The following is a 19481-nucleotide window of genomic DNA, read 5'->3' on the forward strand; positions in this document are numbered from 1 at the left end:
ATGCTCGCTTACTTCGACTTCGCTCAATACAGGCTCCAGCGAGCATGACATATTACTGTTTCGAGCCACTCAGAATGACGAATGACGAGAGCCGTTTGACTTGTAAGAACATTCGCCGTTACGAATAATCACGTTATTGCGTTTACGCAGGATGTATGGCGTCTGGGATTTTTGCACGAAGCTGCGGGAAGCGCGCGGCGCAATGGACACAGCATTTTCATCATAATAGAACTTGCCCATATAAGCGGCAGGCTGTTCCATGCCGCAAGTCCCCCTCCCTCCAATCGAGCTGTTAGCGAACTCAATTTCGCCCACCTTCAAATACACTTGGTAACGTTCCCTGGAGAGCTTATTCAACTTGACAGCAACCTCCATTTCGTTGTTTCCGTCAAACGTCATCACAGTATCGCCGCCTGCAACCGAAATAGTGCGGCTATGGATATCGCGGGAATCAATTTCTGGCAGATCATAATAAGCCGTCGAAGGACACACACCCAAATCGCTACCTTCCAGGTCTTCCAAAACGACAAGCCTTACCGGAGCTTTCCAAGTGAGGTTACCAAAGCCCACATTCTGCACGCGGAACTTTGCACGGAGCACACGGTCAGAGCCCACCGTATCGCTCAACCACGATTCTCGCAGCACAAAGCGGTAGCCCAGGTGGTCATTGATGTACTTGAAACCCGTAAGCGAATCGTACAGCGCCGGGTCGTAATCAAAGTCTTTCTGCTTGAACAGCGTCTTTTTCCAACTGTTAATCAGGTTGTTGTTCCACTGGATATTTAAATAGCTCGTATGCGTGCGGAAACCCTCGTACGCGAGAAATTCGGGCGTATTGATGACCTGATAGCCGTTCGCCGTCGTGAGAGCTTCACCGCCATAAGGTGTATTAATGCCGTACTTTTCAAGCCATGCCACGCCTTCTTCGCGGCAAATGGACGTTTTGCAGTCTGCACCCCAGGTACCGTAATCGTATTGCGTTCCCAAGTAGCCGTCATTGAACATTCCCACGCGGTACATCGTATCGCCTTTGGCTTCTGCAATTTCTGCAAACTTTTCGCCGTCAATATGGAAGTCCACACCCCAGTTGTCAAAGCCGAGCACCTTTGCCGAATAGTTCCCTGTACGCGTTAAAATTTTGAGCTCAGGAGGCGTATTGCGGAGCATCAAGTTTGTCGCTTCGGCAACGCGGTCATAAGTAATACTCGTGTCGGAATGCATTTCGCCATAGGCGCCGTGCATGCCCATTTCGAGCGCGACAATAACATCGGTATTTTTCGAAAGCACAGGCGCAAGCTGTTCCACATGGCGTAACACCCACTTGTGTTCCGGCGTCACATTGCTACGGCCATTGTACCACGGATCATAACAGATGCGCACAATCACATACCCACCATTCATGCGGATATAGTCAAACGTCTGTTGCAATACATTCAGTGCGTCTTCAGTCAGGTCCTGGCTCTTGCCCCAAGTCGTATCTTTCTTGCCGCCCGTCGTATCGATCCCGAGCCAAGCTCGACTGCTGAATTCCGAAATCTCGGCACGCAAATGCAAAAGCCTGCTGTACGGCTTTTCAATCGGTTTACCGCCCGAGGGCTTTATATGCAACACCTGCGGCGTGTAAAAACCGCGGTCGTAATTCGCGAGAGTCCGCATGGCATCGGTCGTATCAATATTCTGTTTCACAAGGCCCGCTGCCAAAACCGGCGACTGCAAAAAAGCAAGCGACATAACAACAAGTGCAGAACGCGCAAAATGCGCGGCACCCCTCAAACGCCAAAAATGTGTAGAAAGTAATTTCATAGAATGAATATATATAATTCGCCGGAAGTTAGAATCAAGAAGTAGACCGTAGATAGCAAGCAGAGGATTTTTAAAGCAAAAGAAAAACCGCAGCGGTTGCTGCGGCTTTTCGAATTGCACAAAAGGCGCCCCCGGAACGGCGTCCGGGGTGACATTTGCATTACTTCTTAGAACGATGGCTGTTCTTGATCCATTCAGTCTTGTGGACTTCCGGGATGTCATCGAGCAAGCGAAGCGTATGCGGTTCGTTCGTGTTGTCGAGCACTTCAGCAGGAGTACCCTGGTTCACGATCTTACCGTCGTGCATGATGAAGATACGGTCAGAAACGTAGTTTGCAAGACCGATATCGTGGGTCACGAACACCACGGTCATCTTCAGCTCGTCTTTCAACTTGCGGAGGTAATCGAGGATGTTGGCACGAACGCAGGCGTCCACCATGGAGGTAGCTTCGTCAGCAATGAGGACCTTCGGACGGAGTGCGAAGATACGGGCGAGAAGCATACGCTGCATCTGACCACCGGAGAGTTCGAACGGATACTTGCCTTCGATATCTGCCGGAGCGACGTTCACAGCCATGAGACCTTCGTCAACGCGGCGACGGACTTCTTCCTTGGACGGCTTGTCCTTGAGGATGTTGAGAGCGTCTTCGAGCTGGCTACGGATTGTGAAGAACTGGTTGAAGCAGCCAAACGGGTCCTGGAAAACGGACTGGACTTCGTTCCAGTGGTCCTTCAGGTTCTTGATCGGCTTGTCGCGATAGAGGAACTGACCGCGAGTCGGCTGGTAAAGACCGAGCATGATCTTAGCAAGCACGGACTTACCGCAACCAGAACCACCCACGATGGAGATGAATTCTTCGTCATAGATGTCAAAGGAAACATCCTTAACAGCAGTCTTCAAGCTCTTGCCGGCACCGAAATCCTTGCTGATGCGCTTGGCAGAAAAAACAATGGGCTTATCACTTTGCATAATCGCACCTCACGTCACGATCGCCGACAATGCGGAGATTCTGGGTATTCTTCTTGCAGTCCGGGCATGCCTTGCTGCAACGCGGAGCGAAGCGGCAGCCCACAATCTTGTTCTTGAGGCTAGGAGGAGCACCTTCGATAGCCACCGGATGACGGCCACGCTGGCTTGCCTCGGTACTGAGCATAGCGCCCATCAAAGCCTGCGTATACGGATGACGCGGGTCCTTGACGACCTGTTCTGCAGTACCCTTTTCCACGATTTCGCCTGCGTACATGATGGCGATGTTATCTGCCACGTGGTAGAGGAGTGGAAGCTCGTGGGTAATGAAGATCATCGATTGGAAGATGCCCTTGTCGAGCAAGTCGAAGATCATCTTGATCACTTCCTTCTGCGTGGAAACGTCCAAAGCAGAAGTCGGTTCGTCAGCAATCACCATCTTCGGGAGAAGAATCGTAGAGATTGCAATCACGCAACGCTGGCGTTCACCTGCAGTAAGGTTGATCGGGAAGGAATTGAGCACGCGCTTGGTGTCCATACCGATACGGTCGAAGTGAGCATAGACGCGATCGTAGATCTGCTTGGAATCGAGCTTCTCACCCGGCTTCAAGTGAGCCTTGAGCACGTCGGCTGCGATATCCTTGATCTTGCGAACCGGGTTCAATGCGTTGAATGCGCCCTGCGGAATCATGGAAACCTGCTGAGCGAGGACGTTCGCACGAACATCTTCGATGGAGCGGTTCATGAGGGATTCCATCTTGTCGCCGTTCTTGACGCGAACGTCACCCGTTTCCGGGTAAAGCGGCGGGATGCACATGCCCATGAGACCAGAAACGAGCGTAGACTTACCGCAACCAGATTCACCGGCGATACCGAGAATTTCCCCCTGCTTCATGGAGAAGGACACGTCTGTTACAGCGTGAGTCTTGTCTCCAAAACGGCCGAGGTAATAAAGACCCAAGTGGTCAACTTCAAAAACATTTTCAGACATTTTTTACCTCTTACTTGCGCAGGCGCGGGTTGAAGACGCCTTCCATGGAAGTGTTGATCAGGTAGAGAGCAAACACCGTGAGGGTAACGACGATCGTTGCCGGGATGAATGCAATCCAGATGGAGTCGGAAAGAGCACCGTTATCCTTAGCCTGGTTCAAGATGATGCCGAGGCTGGTGGAATCGACAGGGCCAAGACCGATCATGGAGATGGAAGCTTCGGAAAGAATACCGGAAGACACCTGCATGATGAACACCATGAACACGTACGAGAGCAAGTACGGAAGCACATGCTTGATCACAATCGTGAGAGTCGATGCACCGTTGAGGCGGGCAAGGGCGATGTGGTCGCGGCTACGGAGAGAAGATGCCTGGGCACGAACGGCACGGGCAGACCAGCTCCAAGCGGTAAGACCTATGATGAGACCAATCAAGGTGAGGGAACGGCCATCCTTAACAGCGGAGCTGATAAGAACGAGAATCACGAACTGCGGGATAACGATGAAGATGTTGGTGAGCATGTTCAATACTTCATCAACCCAGCCACCGCGGAAACCGCCGAACAGACCGATAAGAACACCGATAGTCGTAGCAATGATACCTGCAACGAAGCCCACATAGAGAGAGCTGCGAAGGCCAGCGATCAAGAGGGACACGTAGTCACGGCCGAGGTGGTCCGTGCCGAGCCAGTGAGCAGAGCTAGAACCTGCATACGGGCCAGCGACGATGTCACGAGCGTGAGTGTCTACGTTGTAGAAAAGAGGTCCAAAGATGGCGATGAGGAGCGTGAGCACAAAGATGGACACGCCAATCACGAACATCGGGGACTTGAGAAGGTTTCTTAAAAGCTTACCCATGATTACTTACCTCCCATCTGGAGACCGGCCTTGACACGCGGGTCAAAGACAGCGATCAAAACGTCAACTGCAAAGTTTGCAACGAGAACGCAAGTAGAAATCATCAAGGTGCAACCCTGGATCGTTGCGTAGTCGTTCTTCTGAATGGCATTGAGCATTGCCATACCGAGACCCGGATAAGAGAAGATCATTTCGGTAATGAGAGCGCCACCCACCATGGCACCGAGGCTCTGGGCAAGACCAGTGAGCTGCGGGAGCATAGCGTTGCGGAACACATAGCTAATAATCTTGCCTTCGCGGAGACCAAGCCACTTAGCATACTTCATGTAGTCTGTACCGAGTTCGTAAATGGACATGGAACGCATACCCGTTGCCTGACCAGAGAGAAGAATCGGGAACACAGAGAAGAACGGGAGCACGTAGTACCAGCTGACGCTCTTGAAGCAAGACCAGCTGAATGTGAGTTCCGGAATGTCCGGGCTGTAAGCGCCCATAGCCGGGAACCAGCCGAGCGTGATGGAGAAGAATGCGACCAAGAGCATACCGAACACGAAGAACGGCACACCGTTGAGGAACATGGCGCACGGGAAGAATACCTTGTCGAAAATGCCGCGCTTGTAAGCAGCGAAAGCACCGAGAAGGTTACCCACAATCCAGCCGAGAAGAATCGTCGGAGCCTGGATAGCGAGCGTCCACGGGAGGGACTTCTTGATAACGTTCGTCACCGGTTCGTTGTTCTGGTAAGAGAGACCGAGGTCACCGTGGAACACCTTGCCGATATAGCTAAAGAACTGAGAAACAGCGGAAGAGAGCTTCGGATCCGTCTTCATGACCGGCTGATCGACCATGACGGTATCGATGCGTTCGGCCTGGACGGTTTCCATGACAGGAACCTTTTCGACAGCTGCAACTTCAGCAGCCTTGGCACCCTTCTTGCCCTTCTTAGCCTTCTTCACCTTCTTTGCTTTCTTAGCCTTCTTGCCCTTCTTGCCTTTTTCGGCAGCAGGAGACTTTTCAACAAAGACCGGATTGCCAGCTTCGTCGAGCTTCTGGCGTTCGACCATCACCGGATTGCCGGCTTCGTCAACAACCTTCACGACGTTCACGACCGGCTGGCCATTTTCGTCAAGCTGCGGAACCTTCTGCATCACGACATTGCCGTTGGCGTCAGTTTCCGGTTCATAGATAACGTTACCGTTTTTGTCCAATTCAGCCATGCCGAAAGAGACGAGGAGTTCTGCCTTTTTCTTCTGAGCTTCAGTCGGAGAAAGGCCCTTACCGGCTTGACCCATGATGATGTCAACCGGGTTGTTGTCGCCGAGACGCGGCAACGCGAAGTTGAGTGCCACTGCGCAGACGAAGGTCAACAAGTACCAGAACGCCTTCTGCAGGACATAACGTAGCATAGGATATTGTTTAAGCATTGGTAGTCCTTTATCCTTTATTTAGCAAGCTTCAAATTCCAAAGGGTCTTGGTACCCGAAGCTACCCACGGAAGCTGAGCAGGAGCGTACGGGTTCTTTTCGGTCGGCCAGTTCGTCCAGACGCGGTCGCTGAATTCGTAGAACTGTTCCGGCAGGTAAACCAGCGGAATAGACGGCTGGTCTTCCATGAAGATCTTGTTGAGTTCGCGGTAAGCGGTTGCGATAGAATCAGCATTCTTCATGAGCGGGATAGCGTTGAGGAGCTTGTCGACTTCCGGACGGAAACCTTCGGTACCCGGCTGGTTGTAACGACCAATGTTCACGCCAGCCCAGGCGCCAAGCGGCTGCCAGTCGCGGCTTGCCATGATTTCGTTGAAGCGGCTCCACGGGAGAGACGGAGTCACGTCAGCAACAGGCTTGTGCATGATGAGGTCGAAGTTACCGAGACCCATGGCCGGCCAGTAAGAACCGCCATCCACGAAGCCTTCACGAATATCGATACCAGCCTTGCGCATACCTTCAACAGCGATGGTCACCATAGCTTCCCAGTCGGTCCAGCCGTTCGGGCTCGTGATGTACATCGTCGGGATCTTTTCGCCCTTGGCGTTTTCCATGTGGTCGAGCGTGCCGTCGTCATTCCAGACAGACTTGTAGCCAGCTTCAGAAAGCATCTGCTTCACCGTTTCGACGCGTTCCTTTTCGTCCGTGATGGTGAGCTTGACACCATACTTAGCGAGGTCTTCGTCGCTGATGTACTTGCCTTCGAGGTTGGTCGGCATGATGAGGCCCGGCTTGATCTGGTCCGTGTAGTCGGACACAGCAAACTTGCGGAGAGCCATGTAGTCAATAGCGGTTGCAAGAGCACGGCGGAAGCGCTTGTCGTTAAGCGGTTCCTTCATCGTGTTGATGATGAGCATCGGCATTGCACCCGGCAAGAAGTAAGGCGGTTCATTCAACCAGGTGTGCACGCCGGCACCAGCCTTGCGGTTGATACGCGGGATGTAGCTCTGGGATGCGTCGAGGTTGCCGCTACGCATAGCGATGGTGTTGTGTTCGTTGTTCTTGTAAATCGGATGAACGATATACTTCGGAGCAGGGAGCTGACCGTTGTGGAGAGCGGCATTGCCCCAGTAGTCGTCGCGGCGTTCAAGAATAATCTTGTTCGGGTCGGCGCTGCGGAGAGCGTACGGACCGGAAACGACCGGGTTCTGGTCCATCGGGAGCTTCTTGACTTCGTCCTTGGAGCCGAGCTTTTCGATGAGCGGTTCAAACACGTGAGCCGGAACGATACGGATGGCCTGCAACAAGTCCATCACAGAAAGCGGGTTGTTACGCTGCTTCTTGTTGATAAGGAAAGCAACGCGTTCCACCGCACCTGCCGGTTCGGATTTAACGGTATCAACGTGGATTGCGGAAATCTGTTCGCTAGTGTTGATGGAACCCATCGTGTAGATGAACTTCACGTCACGGGAAGTAACCTTTTCACCATCGCTCCACTTTGCAGCCGGGTTCAAGTCAACGACGATAGAGTCGTTGTTCTTGCTCACGAGCGAGCCAAGGAGGGATTCGATTTCACCCGTCAAAGAGTTGTAGGTGAGAAGCGGTTCGTACATCAAGTTGAAACGACCACTCACAGGCCAGGTTGTCATCCAGCTTTCTGCAAGGGGGTTGAACGTACCAGGAGCATCATTCTGCTGCCCAGACAAATAGAGCGTTTCCTGACGCGGCAAGGAACCGCTGGCAAGCTCGTCTTGCGATGAGCTACCGCACCCAAAAAGTGCGCCAGTTGCCGAAAGCACCAAGGCCGTTCTAGCAATCGATTTCAATCCAATCATTTGAGTCCTCTTAGAATAGGGCCTTTGCGGGGCCCCTTTTAATTGAAAATTCAAATCTAATATAGATTATTCCAATTCAAAATTATTTTTGAACTTGGTAAAAATCCCTTGATGATTTCTCAAAACGGACTAACAAAATTTTACATTTAGAAATGTTTACAAAGTAGTTGTTGGTCAACAGTCATTGGCCATTAGTTATTGGATAACAGCTGAAAGAGCTACGATTCTTCAGTGGGGCCAGCGCAATATTCAGCGACTTGCTCGCGGAGTTTTGTGCCACGGACTTTTCCAAGCAAATCGATGATGTCTTCGAGCGGGGCATCCATAAACGCTTCAGCGCTCTTGTACTTGCTCAAAATCTTGATGCGGGTTTCGTGACCGACGCCCGGCATTTTGAGCCATTCGACTTCGAGATCTTTTTTGCGTTTGCAGCGCTGATACGTGATGGCGAATCGGTGCGCCTCGTCGCGGGCGTTCTGCAAAAGCTTTAGCGCGGGGCTTGTACGGTGCAGCACAATGCTTTTACGGTCATCGGGGAACACGATTTCTTCGAGGCGCTTTGCAAGCCCAATCAGCGGCAAGTCCTTATCGTGACCGAGCTCCTTTAAAATCTGCATCGTGGCATCGACCTGGCCTTTACCGCCATCGCACACCCACAAATCGGGCATCGGAATCCCTTCTTCTTCCAGACGGCGGATGCGTCGGGTCATCACTTCACACATGCTCGCAAAGTCATCGACACCCGTTACAGTCTTGATGATAAACTTGCGGTAATTGCTCTTGTCAGGGCGCCCGTTCTTGAACGCCACAAGGCTTGCGACCGTGTTCGTACCGGACAAATGGGAAATATCCACGCACTCAATGCGGAACGGCGTCTTCTTTAAGCCAAGAACTTTTTGCAATTCAAAAACGCTGCTGTCGATTTCGCTGTACTTCTGCACTTCGGCGCGCATTTCCACGAGAATCATGTCGGCATTCGCCGAGGCGAGTTTCAGGAACCCGAGCTTCTCGCCGCGCTGCGGATTCGTGAGCACGACCTTGTGCGTCGTCTTGGACGCAAGCGCCTGTTCAATAGATTCTCGCTCCGCCATGTCCGTCGGGAGGGGCACATCCGTTGCAATTTCGCCCGGAATAAATTCTACGTCCATGTACCATTGCACCACCATCTGGCGGAAAATTTCCGTTTCGTCATCTTCAAGCTTGCATTCCAAACGGTAGTGGCGGCGCCCACAAAGCACGCCGTTGCGGTACTCGAAAATCACGGCGGCAGCCATCGTGCCATTCCGCTTGAGCGAAAGCACATCCACACAGAGGCTCGCATCGGACACATCTGTTTTCTGGTGCGCACTCGTCGCCTTGAGCGCCTGAATCGCATCACGCTTTTTCGCCGCCGTCTCGAAATCCATTCGTTCGCTCGCCTCGAGCATTTCGCGTTCCCAAAGTGCAATCAAGTCATCGCGTTTGCCACCCAAAAGCATCTGCGTCTGTGCAACTTTCTTTTGGTATTCTTCACGCGTCACGAGCCCTGCACACGGAGCACCACAACGCCCGATGTGATAATTAAGGCAAGGACGCACCGGCCGATTGAGTGGCAACTTCAGTTTGCATTCACGAATCTGGAACAGCCTCGCCGCAATATCTTGCAGCTGGCGGATCATGCGCGAACTCATATAAGGACCATAATACAGGCAGCCATCCTTCTTGACCGAACGGCTCAAAAACAGCCTCGGGAACGGCTCGTTCACAGAGAACGCCAAATACGGAAAATGCTTGTCGTCCTTGAGCAATACGTTGTACTTAGGCGTATGCTTTCGGATGAGATTTGCTTCCAAAATAAGCGCTTCTGTTTCGCTTTCCGTGATGATCCACTCGATGTCGCGGATATACGGGAGCATCAAGGTGGCCGCGCGGTGACCGGCATGGTCGCTGCCGTCAAAGTAGCTAGACACGCGGTTTTTCAGGACCTTCGCCTTCCCTATATATATGATCTTCCCCTGGGCATTCTTCATGATGTACACCCCAGGTAGCAGAGGGAGTTCCGCCAGTCGTCGCTCAATGTGTTCACTTACAGGAATCATGTAAATTCAAATCTATTTAATTTTTTATATTGTCGCGCCCCAATAAAATCAACCCCTTACCTTTTCTCATTTATGAAATGGTGATCCCCGAATAAATCGGGGATGACAGCATAAAAGACAGGAGATCGCAAAGCCTCAAAAAAACGAAAATACAAAGGTCATTTTACATTTTATAATACTCTAGTTACAAGAAAATTTTATATATCTTACGTAGTAAGTTTCGCACCCCGCCAAATATGGAGAAATAATGAATTTCGAAAACATGAACTTGTTGTCGCAGAAGGTTGAAAGCGTCCTCGGAACAGTACGCGCCCTGCGTGAAGAAAACGCCAAACTCAAACAGCTTCTCGAAGGCAAAGACGCCCAGGCAGAAGACCAGAAAAACTTGTTGGACTCTGCTAACGCAAAGATCGCCGACTACGAAGCCGCCCTCAATGCAAGAGCCAACCAGGCTGCCGCACAGGACGAAGCCATCAACGAAAAGAATTGCATTATCGACAACTTGAACGCTCAAATCAATGAAAAGAATGGTATCATTGACGCCCTTAACGGTCAGGTCGCCGAAAAGAACGGAATCATCGACGCTCTCAACGGTCAGGTCGCTGAAAAGGACAACGCCATCAATTCCTTGAACGGACAAGTTAACGAAAAGAATGGCATTATCGACAGCCTCAACGGACAGATCAACGAAAAGAACGGTATCATTGACGCTCTCAACGGTCAGGTCGCCGAAAAGAACGGAATCATCGACGCTCTCAACGGTCAGGTCGCCGAAAAGAATGGCATCATCGATGCCCTCAACGGTCAAGTCGCCGAAAAGAACGGAATCATTGATTCCCTCAACGGCCAGATGGACGAAAAGAACAACATCATTGATTGCCTCAACGGTCAGATCGCTGAAAAAAACGACATCATTGACAACCTTAACAACCAGGTCCAGAACCAGGGCAACGAAATTTCCGAAGCCCAGAGCAAGTTCCAACAGCTCCTTTCTACGATCGAAAGCGAACTCGGCACCGAAATCAATATCAACGAGCCGGCTGCAGAACAAGCACCAGAACAGCAGGCTGAAAATAAACCTCAAGAAGAAAACCCTGACCTGTTCGCGAGCAATGGAGGCTCGCAACCCGGTTTTTTCGGCTAAGGTGGTTGTTGGATAACGATCCATTCGGCGTAGGAATGAAATAATATGGCAAACGAGACACTTAGATCAGTCAGCATTAACGTCGCTCAAGAACGCATCCACATCCGCACAGACTTGCCCGATACGGACTTGAAGGAAATCGTCGATTTCATCGAAAGTCGTCTCGATAATTCCTCGAAATTTAAACTGGAACTGAAAAAGCAGCTGTGCCTACTGGCTGTGGAACTCACTTCCGAGATTGTCGAGCTGCGTAAGCAATTGCGCAAGGCCAAAACATACCACGACCTGATGGACAAGGACCTTAGGGAACTTTCGCTCCAGTTGGACGAGGGACTCCCTAAAGCCGACAACCAAGTTTAAGCCAATCCGGATACATTTAATACACTTACGAAATCTCGGTATTTTTGCCGAGATTTTTTTGTGTTTTTCCCTTGTTTTTGGTCCTCAAGAAACATATATTATACGTGGGCATCCCACGGATTTTACACCCGATCTAACAGGAATAAATCAGCTCGTTGCTCTTGTGGTTCAGTTTAGGCGCGCATCGACGCGAAAAACAAATCCCCGAGGCGCTGCTATCATTGTAAAATAGTAGTTTCGAGTGTTCGTACCGTAGGAGATGCCCTTTTTTTATTGTGGCAAAATTTACTGGGGCGAAAATGGAGATCTCCGAAAAACTATCCGAACTTTTAGAGAAAGCAGAATCCGAAGATATTTTTGACAAGGCCGTCGTTGGTTATTTGCTCCCAGACGGCTCAAGCCACACCGTTACGCTCAACACCCCCGAAGATACAGTTTTCGACATAGCGTCGCTCACGAAAGTCTGCCCCACCTCGACGCTTGCGCTCTCGTACATTCTCGAAGGCAAGCTCTCCATTGATGCCAAAGTCATCGACTTTATTCCGGAACTCAAGACAAACTACCGTGACGAGATTTACGTTTCGCACCTGCTCACGCACAGTCTCGATTACCGAGTGCCGATGAAGACATTGCGAACGCTCTCGCCCGAAGGGATCCTCAACGCCCTTTACACGTACCAGTTCGCCGCCGCTCCGGGTACCATCTTTAATTACGGGAACCCCGCAAGCGTGCTGCTTGGTATTTTGTTGCAGAGACTTACCGGCAAGAACTTGCAGGAACAAGGTAACGAACGATTCTTTACGCCGCTCGGCATGACGCGCTCGGGCTACAACCCGCTCACGCGAGTCCCGAAATCAGAAATTGCGGCGACCGAGCTTTGCGAGTTCCGCCATCGCGAAATCCAGGGTGAAGTCCACGACGAAAGCGCCTGGGTTCTGCAAAAGCTTTTCCCCGTCGGAAGCGCCGGCATGTTCAGCTGCGTACCCGACCTTCTAAAGTTCGTGAAAATGATTTTGATGGACGGCAAGTTCGAAGACAAGCAAATTGCCCCTGCCGGAATCCTCGACATCGTGAGCCACAACGCCCTCGCCGATAACGTCGGAGCAGAGACCGCCCTCGGCTGGGAACTGAACGCAAGCAAGTTCATGGGTACAAAGGTCTCGCCGCAGGCATTCGGCAAGACGGGATTCACGGGTGCAAGCATCGTTGCCGACCCAGACAAGGGAGGCGCCATCATTCTCCTCAGCAACTTCACCTACCCGCATCGCGAACCGAACGCCGACAGGATTCACGCATTCCGCGCCACGCTTGCGGACGCGTTCTTCGGCGCTATTTCGGAATAAAGCAAAAACGGCCCGCGGTACGGGTCGTTTTTTTAAAGGGGATTCCCGCTCAGGGGCAGGAATGACAAATTAGCGGCCAGCGGCCTTGCGGAGCATTTCCTTGCGCTGGGCTTCAGCGAACATCTTAGCCATTTCCATGCGGTTGTCAAGGATTTCCTTTTTCTTGGTTTCTTCCTTGCAGTTCACGCACTTGGTAGCCGTCGGCACAGCCATGAGTCTCGCCTTCGGAATCAGCTGTCCGCAGATTTTGCAAACGCCAAAAGTTCCATTCTTGATGCGCTTAAGAGCTTCTTCCAAATAAACAAGGTACTTGCCTTCGCGGGCTGCCAATGAAAGGTTGGTTTCGAGCGAGTTGATATCCGTTGCAGAATCTGCACCTTCGGAATCGCCACCGTCACCGGACTGATTCTTCTGGTCCAAGAACACGTTAGCCTTTTCGGAATCGCTCTGGGCGGTCACAAGCTCGCGTCTCTTTTCCAAAAGCATTTCTTCAAAGAACTTAAGATCAGCATCGCTCATCTTTACGGGTTTCTTCTCAGCCATATTAAACTCCTTCTTTGTGAGTTACACTGTGATAAGCACCGCTTTAAATTATCTTTTTTTTACAAAAAAGAACAATTAAAATATTATTTTTCAAAAAAAATTGTTGATAAGTCGGTAAAAAAGACTCATTTTACTTTTGCAATTCATAGAACGCCGTGAGCCATGCCCTAAAACGACTCCAATCCTTGTCATCCGTCTTGTGGACATAAGTGCCCGGTCGGAATATCACAAAATCGTTCAGCGCATACGCACCAACGCGAATTCCAGAAATTTTACCCTCAAATAATTCATCAAAATCCATATCCGCTTCATAAGCGACTTCGCCATCTACCATTACAATGACATGTCTTTCATAAATGGCAAACGAGACATGATGGCGTTTTCCATCAAAAAATTCCGCTTTTCCATAATTTTTGTCCGTCGATTTTCCTTCACTAGAATTGAAGCATATCGACTTTGAATCGCTTTCGCACCGAGCCATTTTTATCCCAAGAGTATCATTACCGATAGAAAGCACTGTTCCGTCCTTCGCCGACCCATCAGCCTGTGCCCAAAAACTCACCGCAAAGCCATTTTCTTGCCAATTGTATTCATCAATAACTTTACAACCATTCCCCAAAGCCGTCACTCCTGACAAATCTTCTTGATGGCTTTTATAAACAGCACACATTTCAAAAACATCGTGGTGAAAGTTGAAAAGCGTGTCATCGAACACCTTTTCCGGTTCAACAGTTGCCAACAAATGCTTTATACTTCCATTCCTAGACTGGTCAGCATCCGTTATCCAGCCCCAGAGCAACCAGTGCGCCACAACAGGATCCTTTTTCATTACAGGGAACGTAAACCAATTACGGTTTTCGACCGATTCATTTTCGGCACTTTCAAACATAACGTAGTTTCCCATTTCATCAATCAAGGAATGGGGATCGTAAGACCCGGGATTTGTAAAACGGATCATCGGAACAAACAATTTTTCAAGCGAAGCTTCCAAGCCCGCAGATTCAAGAATTTGCGTCGCCGCTTTAGGCAAAGAAACCTCAACGGAATCTATAGGATACCCAGCAGCGTAATCACTGACATAGAGAGTGTCGCCTGGTTCAAGTTCAATTGTCGTAGACGCATCTGTGTGTTCATCCCCATGCCATGCGTAATGGTCCCCGATTTTGCCCATCGGGAGTCCCGTAATCACCGTATAGCCACGTTCCCAGTCTTCCTTGGTCAACCGCCCACAAATAAATGTTCCATGGAAACAGATTGAATCCAAATCATCAGTGCGAGTCACATAGTTTGTGTAAAGCCGCATTGAAGCCGGAGCGCCAACTTGTATATTGAACGTCAAAGAGGATTTCTCTCGCCACCAATTAAATTTTTCCATATACCCAAGCATGGAATCCGGCGTTCCTGAAATCGAATAGACCTTTGCCAAGACTCTAAATGTCCTGTCCTTTTTGCCACTATCGACAAAGCCAAATGAATAGTGACCATCACAATCCGTTTCTGCGGAATCCACAGCGTAAGTGTGGTGGGTAACAGAATCGACTTCGGCAAGATAGAGATGTGCATGCGGAACGCGAATGCCAGCCGTATCAGTCACATAACCGGCAAGATGTACTGCCGTTTCTGTTGGTGGAGTTCCAGGATCTGGTTCCTGATAATATTTCACAGAAGTCGTGTCATCGCTGCACACTTCAAAAATCGAAGGATTAGACTTGGTTTCAGGCTTAGTTTCAGGTTTAGCTTCAGCTCCTGTATTTTTACCAGCACCTTCATTCACTGACGCAGGATCGTCTCCACAAGCAGCCAAGAGCAATACGACAAACAGAAAAGTAATCCTCAATCCAAGCATATTTTCTCCTTTATTGCAAACATACAACGTTTTGCAAACTAAATATAAATTACAAAATAATTTAAAAGGAGATGCCCTCCCCATACGCGGATCATGACTACTAAGCAGCAAAGCTGCAAGTAGTCAAAGAGATCAAGTCGGGCATGACAACGCTTAGAAAGGCAAAAAGCAATTAACTAATAACAAACTGCCGACTGTCTACTTTCTACTGCCTACTAAAAGATATCTACGTTGAGCTTGAGGCCGTCTTTTTTGACGCCACTGAGCAACGCATCGAAGTCTTTTTGCAGCAAATCGAAGTCTTTGTGGAACTTAGAAGACTTATCGAGGAACATTCTTGCCGAGCCTTCACTTTCGTCAAACTTGGTGACAATGGCAAGCGCCTCGTTCTTTGAAGCATCAACACGGTCCAACAGTGCACGCACGCGGTCCATAGCTTCGTTTGCCTTTGTCGCGGTTTCGCCACCGCGGTCCGAAAGTTCCTGCAACGAGCGTTCAAGCTTTTCGCCCGCTTCGTGATAAGCGTCGAGCAGTTCATCCACCATGGATTTCCACTTGCGGATATCGGCATTCGTCACACGGATGAGTTTCTTGGCTTTCTTGCCGACACGCTCCATACGCTTACCGGTTTCACCTTCAGTCAACGAATCTGCAAATTCAGTAACCATCTGCTTGATATCGCCAATATCCTTGAACACGGCGGTCAAGTTTTTCGAAATCCCGGAAGTACCCTCGTCGTAAAGACCGCTGACAGTATCGCCATCGGCCACAAGCTTGCTAGAGTTACCGGTGATGATGCTCATTTCGCGCTCGCCCATGAGGCCTGCAGTCACGAGACGGAATTCAGAGTTCACAGGAATTTTCGCATCGGCAAGCACGCGAGCAGAAACATAAACGGCTTCGTCCGTAAGCTTTACATCGACAATCTCGCCCATCGCAATGCCACGGACGCGCACAAGGTTTCCAGGAGAAAGCGTACCGATCGTTTCGTATTTTACGACAAACGTATAACGCTTGTGGTACGGGCTAGACGGATGGAAATAATAAGCCGCCAGCCCACACGAGACCACGATAACGAGAAAAATAAGACTTGCTACAAAATTTTTCTTGATTTTAAACAGCAAACTATTCATAGAAAGACCAGTTCTGCGGATTAAAATCTAGCAAATCATCCGTATATTCACCCTTCGCCTTCGCCTTAATCTTCTGCATCAAGGACTCATTGAAGTCCCGAGCCACGTTTTGCCCGCTCATTTTCATGAGGACATTCATGGCTATCACTTCAGAAATCACGGTCATGTTCTTGCCGGGTGCCACAGGCAATACCACTTTCGGGATATTCACGCCCATGACGTTCTCTTCCATTTCGTTGAGGCCGGTGCGTTCGTACGAAACATCTTGACGCCACTGCTGGAGTTCGACAATCATTTCGATTTTCTTGACTTTACGAATGGCATGAATACCGAACATCGAACGAATGTCCAAAATGCCCACACCGCGAATTTCCATGTGATGACGGATCAGCGGATCCGGGCGTCCAATAATGGAGTTTCCGACATGGCTAATGTGAACCACATCGTCTGCCACCATGCGGTGCCCGCTTTCGACAAGGTCAAGTACACATTCGGACTTACCGACGTTACTATCGCCCACGTAGAGCATGCCCACGCCATAGACGTCCACGAGGCTTCCGTGAATCACGGCATGCGGAGCAAAGAATTCATCGAGAATTCTCTGGCCCATCTTGAAAAATTCAAACGTGTGAAGCGTTGTCGAGAACAGCGGAATATGCAAGCGGTTGCACATTGCCTTGAGTTCATCATGCGGAGTCTGCGCATGCGTCACGACCCACATCGGCGCACGGAATACAGACAAATTTTCAAAGATCTTCGTTCGCGCTTCTGGTCCAACCGATTCCAGGTAATTCCATTCCGTATGGCCAATCACCTGAATCTGCTGCGAACTATAAACTTTAGTATAACCAGCCATGGCAAGGCCAGGGCGGTGAATTCCGCTTTCTTCGATGCAGGAGTTCATGTCCTCATCGGGGCAATGTTGCACCATCTGCAAATCTTTGCCGTAGCGGATAAAAAAGTCCCGCACCGGGTAGCGTTCCCGGTGCAGGATCTTGATGTCATTTAATCTATCAGCCATTACGTGAGTTCGGAAACCGGCTGAGATCTGTGATCGTTCTGCTTGTCGTTGGCCTTCTTGAGCTGGACCTTGATACGTTCAAGCGTTACGTCAACTGCCTTGCCCATGTTTTCTTCGTCGGCAGAAGCGACAATGACGGAACCTGTGATGTTGACAGAAATTTCGCAATGACGCTGGTGTTCAACTTCGTGATCGAGAATTACAGAGGCGCTAGTGATATTCGGGTAAAATTTGGCCAACTTATCCATTTCTTCCTGAATACGGTCCTGAAGACCTGCCGATGCGTTAAAATGACGAGCAGAAAACTGAATATCCATGATAAACCTCCGTATGTTAATGTTACGATTTATTTACGTTTAAAACATTTTGGAACTTGCGTTCCGCAATTAAAGTATATACATCTTTTTTTTTCAAAAGTCCACAACTAAATTGGATTTTGCAAAAAAATTCGTTCCATCTTGGAATATTTGCTATAGCGAATTGCCGAAATTTCGCTTTTTTTTTAGCGCTTTCTTTGGTTCTTTGGCAAAATCTTGAGTTCTTTTTCGCGATATTTGGCGACTGTACGGCGTGCCACCTTGATTCCCTGCTTCAAAAGCTCGTCGCTGATGTCCTGGTCAGAGAGCGGAGATGACTTGTCTTCTTCGTCAATGAGCGTCTTGATGGCGTCGATAATCTGCGCAGAACCCACTTCTTCGGCATCCGGGGCTGTGCCCTGCTTCACACCAGACGTAAAGAATTGTTTAAGTTCATACATGCCGTAAGGCGTTTCCACGTACTTCTGGTCAGTCGCGCGCTGCACCGTGCTCACAGCCAAATGAACGTCGTCAGCGACATCCTGGAGAATCATCGGCTTAAGGAATGCGGGGCCGTTTTCGAAGAACCCGCGCTGACGCTTGACAATCGCGCGCATCACAAGCTCAATCGTCGAGAAGCGGTTATCAACCGCCTTGATGAGGTCCGTCGCCTTCGCGAGCTGCGCCTTCACATATTCCTTGTCCTGCTTCGATGCAGACGGGTCCGTGAGAATCGCCTTGTACGTCTGGTTGATGCGGAGCGACTTCTGCATCTTGGTCTTGAAGCAGACAACTTCGTAATTGCCTTTCTTTTCGACAACCTTCAAATCCGCATTGATAATGTGCGAATACGAATGCGAAAGCTGGAAGCCCGGGTGCGGGCGCAAACGCGAGAGGCTTGCAACAGCCGTCTTGACTTCGTCGGCGGAAACGTTCAACGCCTTTGCAATTTTTGCATAGCGGAGCTGCAAAAGATTCTCGTATTCTTCTTCGAGAATGCGGATAGCAAGGCTCGGGAAATTCGGAATTGCGTATGCCTGGATCAAGAAGCATTCACGCTGGTCGCGGGCACCAATGCCGCTCGGCTTGAAGGACTGCAAAACGTGAACCGCTTCGCGCACCGGGAGGCTTGCGTCTTCGAGCTTGAGTTCCCCACGGAGCACGCGTTCAATCTCGTCAATGTACTTGTCGTCCGACTGGACAACCATCGCTTCGGATTCATTGTCGCGGTTTGCATCGCAAAGGAATCCATCATCGTTTATGGAGTTGATGAGGTACTGGACCAACTTGCGGAAATGTTCTTCAGTAACGCCATTTTCTTGGAGCTGCTCCTGCAATTCGCGGGTGCCGTTCCAAAGGCGGAGCTGGTCTTCGAGCTGTTCCTGCAAGCTCTTGCCCACGTCCTTGATCGGGCGGTCCCAATCTTCGTCCGGGTCCTTCCCGCCAGAATTCAAATCGTTAAAAGGAGCGTCATCGTACGATGTGCCATCACCCAAATAGCTATCCCAGTTCACATCCGAAGATTCGCCATCGAGGTAGCTGCTATCGACATCGGCGGTATCGTCCAAAGAACCGCGAGCCATGTCCTCGATATCATCAGGGAATTCATCCGAATCTGCACGCGGATCGAGTTCTTCCGGGTCCTTGTCGACGGGAACTTCCTGATCGTCAAAGTCGCCATCGTCCACTTCCAAGAGCGGGTTGACTTCGACTTCTTCCTTGATGGCGGTTTCCAGTTCCTGCGAAGTTTTCTGAAGCATCTTCACAGACTGGAGAAGCGCAGGAGATAGTGTTTGCTCCTGCGTCTGTCCGATATTTGCCTGCATTCCAAGATTCATAAT

At 50.1% G+C, this 19481-nt stretch carries 16 protein-coding genes; 3 read left to right on the forward strand and 13 right to left on the reverse strand.

Annotated elements, in window-relative coordinates; genetic code table 11:
- Nucleotides 1–69: 69 nt before the first annotated feature.
- The 7 genes from B9Y77_RS11270 to uvrC form a co-directional block, all read right to left on the reverse strand.
- Nucleotides 70–1803 (reverse strand): DUF4832 domain-containing protein, encoded by a 1734-nt coding sequence (locus B9Y77_RS11270; RefSeq protein ID WP_085491706.1) that lies wholly within the window; start codon nt 1801–1803, stop codon nt 70–72.
- A gap of 160 nt (nt 1804–1963) precedes the next feature.
- Nucleotides 1964–2773: an ABC transporter ATP-binding protein gene (locus tag B9Y77_RS11275; protein ID WP_085491707.1), complete on the reverse strand. Its 810-nt coding sequence runs from the start codon at nt 2771–2773 to the stop codon at nt 1964–1966.
- Nucleotides 2763–3761 carry an ABC transporter ATP-binding protein gene (locus B9Y77_RS11280; protein WP_085491708.1) on the reverse strand — a complete coding sequence of 333 codons (999 nt, stop codon included), beginning with the start codon at nt 3759–3761 and terminating at the stop codon, nt 2763–2765. The genes B9Y77_RS11275 and B9Y77_RS11280 overlap by 11 nt, the downstream gene beginning before the upstream one ends.
- Before the next feature lie 10 nt (nt 3762–3771).
- On the reverse strand, nt 3772–4617 hold the full coding sequence (locus B9Y77_RS11285; RefSeq protein WP_073424752.1) for an ABC transporter permease: 846 nt from the start codon (nt 4615–4617) through the stop codon (nt 3772–3774).
- A gap of 2 nt (nt 4618–4619) precedes the next feature.
- Complete coding sequence (locus B9Y77_RS11290; RefSeq protein WP_085491709.1) at nt 4620–6041, reverse strand: ABC transporter permease; 1422 nt, start codon at nt 6039–6041, stop codon at nt 4620–4622.
- 17 nt (nt 6042–6058) lie between these two features.
- The gene (locus B9Y77_RS11295) at nt 6059–7876 is read right to left on the reverse strand and encodes an ABC transporter substrate-binding protein (protein WP_085491710.1); all 1818 of its coding nucleotides are present in this window, start codon (nt 7874–7876) and stop codon (nt 6059–6061) included.
- Between the two features lie 218 nt (nt 7877–8094).
- The gene (gene uvrC / locus B9Y77_RS11300) at nt 8095–9954 is read right to left on the reverse strand and encodes an excinuclease ABC subunit UvrC (RefSeq protein ID WP_085491711.1); all 1860 of its coding nucleotides are present in this window, start codon (nt 9952–9954) and stop codon (nt 8095–8097) included.
- A gap of 247 nt (nt 9955–10201) precedes the next feature.
- Here uvrC and B9Y77_RS11305 point away from each other — a divergent pair, with 247 nt between their 5' ends.
- From B9Y77_RS11305 to B9Y77_RS11315, 3 genes are all read left to right on the forward strand, one after another.
- Nucleotides 10202–11098, forward strand: coding sequence for a coiled-coil domain-containing protein (locus B9Y77_RS11305; RefSeq protein WP_085491712.1), 897 nt, complete (start codon nt 10202–10204; stop codon nt 11096–11098).
- Between the two features lie 45 nt (nt 11099–11143).
- Complete coding sequence (locus tag B9Y77_RS11310; protein ID WP_014545952.1) at nt 11144–11458, forward strand: hypothetical protein; 315 nt, start codon at nt 11144–11146, stop codon at nt 11456–11458.
- Between the two features lie 299 nt (nt 11459–11757).
- On the forward strand, nt 11758–12801 hold the full coding sequence (locus B9Y77_RS11315) for a serine hydrolase domain-containing protein (RefSeq protein ID WP_085491713.1): 1044 nt from the start codon (nt 11758–11760) through the stop codon (nt 12799–12801).
- Between the two features lie 69 nt (nt 12802–12870).
- On the opposite strand, the gene B9Y77_RS11320 is transcribed toward B9Y77_RS11315, so the two are convergent.
- The 6 genes from B9Y77_RS11320 to rpoN all read right to left on the reverse strand — a co-directional run bounded on the left by B9Y77_RS11320 (nt 12871) and on the right by rpoN (nt 19478).
- Nucleotides 12871–13344, reverse strand: coding sequence for a TraR/DksA family transcriptional regulator (locus B9Y77_RS11320; protein ID WP_014545954.1), 474 nt, complete (start codon nt 13342–13344; stop codon nt 12871–12873).
- A gap of 130 nt (nt 13345–13474) precedes the next feature.
- Nucleotides 13475–15190 (reverse strand): carboxypeptidase-like regulatory domain-containing protein, encoded by a 1716-nt coding sequence (locus tag B9Y77_RS11325; RefSeq protein WP_085491714.1) that lies wholly within the window; start codon nt 15188–15190, stop codon nt 13475–13477.
- 215 nt (nt 15191–15405) lie between these two features.
- Nucleotides 15406–16323, reverse strand: coding sequence for an MlaD family protein (locus tag B9Y77_RS11330; protein WP_085491715.1), 918 nt, complete (start codon nt 16321–16323; stop codon nt 15406–15408).
- Nucleotides 16316–17344: an HPr(Ser) kinase/phosphatase gene (gene hprK, locus B9Y77_RS11335; protein WP_073424744.1), complete on the reverse strand. Its 1029-nt coding sequence runs from the start codon at nt 17342–17344 to the stop codon at nt 16316–16318. Before hprK ends, B9Y77_RS11330 begins: the two co-directional genes overlap by 8 nt.
- On the reverse strand, nt 17344–17661 hold the full coding sequence (gene raiA / locus B9Y77_RS11340; protein ID WP_014545957.1) for a ribosome hibernation-promoting factor, HPF/YfiA family: 318 nt from the start codon (nt 17659–17661) through the stop codon (nt 17344–17346). Before raiA ends, hprK begins: the two co-directional genes overlap by 1 nt.
- Nucleotides 17662–17846: 185 nt before the next feature.
- Entirely contained in the window at nt 17847–19478 is a 1632-nt protein-coding gene (gene rpoN / locus B9Y77_RS11345; RefSeq protein ID WP_085491716.1) for an RNA polymerase factor sigma-54, read from the reverse strand.
- Between the last annotated feature and the right edge of the window lie 3 nt (nt 19479–19481).

It is taken from the genome of Fibrobacter sp. UWB13 (genome assembly GCF_900177805.1).
Classification (GTDB): Bacteria; Fibrobacterota; Fibrobacteria; order Fibrobacterales; family Fibrobacteraceae; genus Fibrobacter.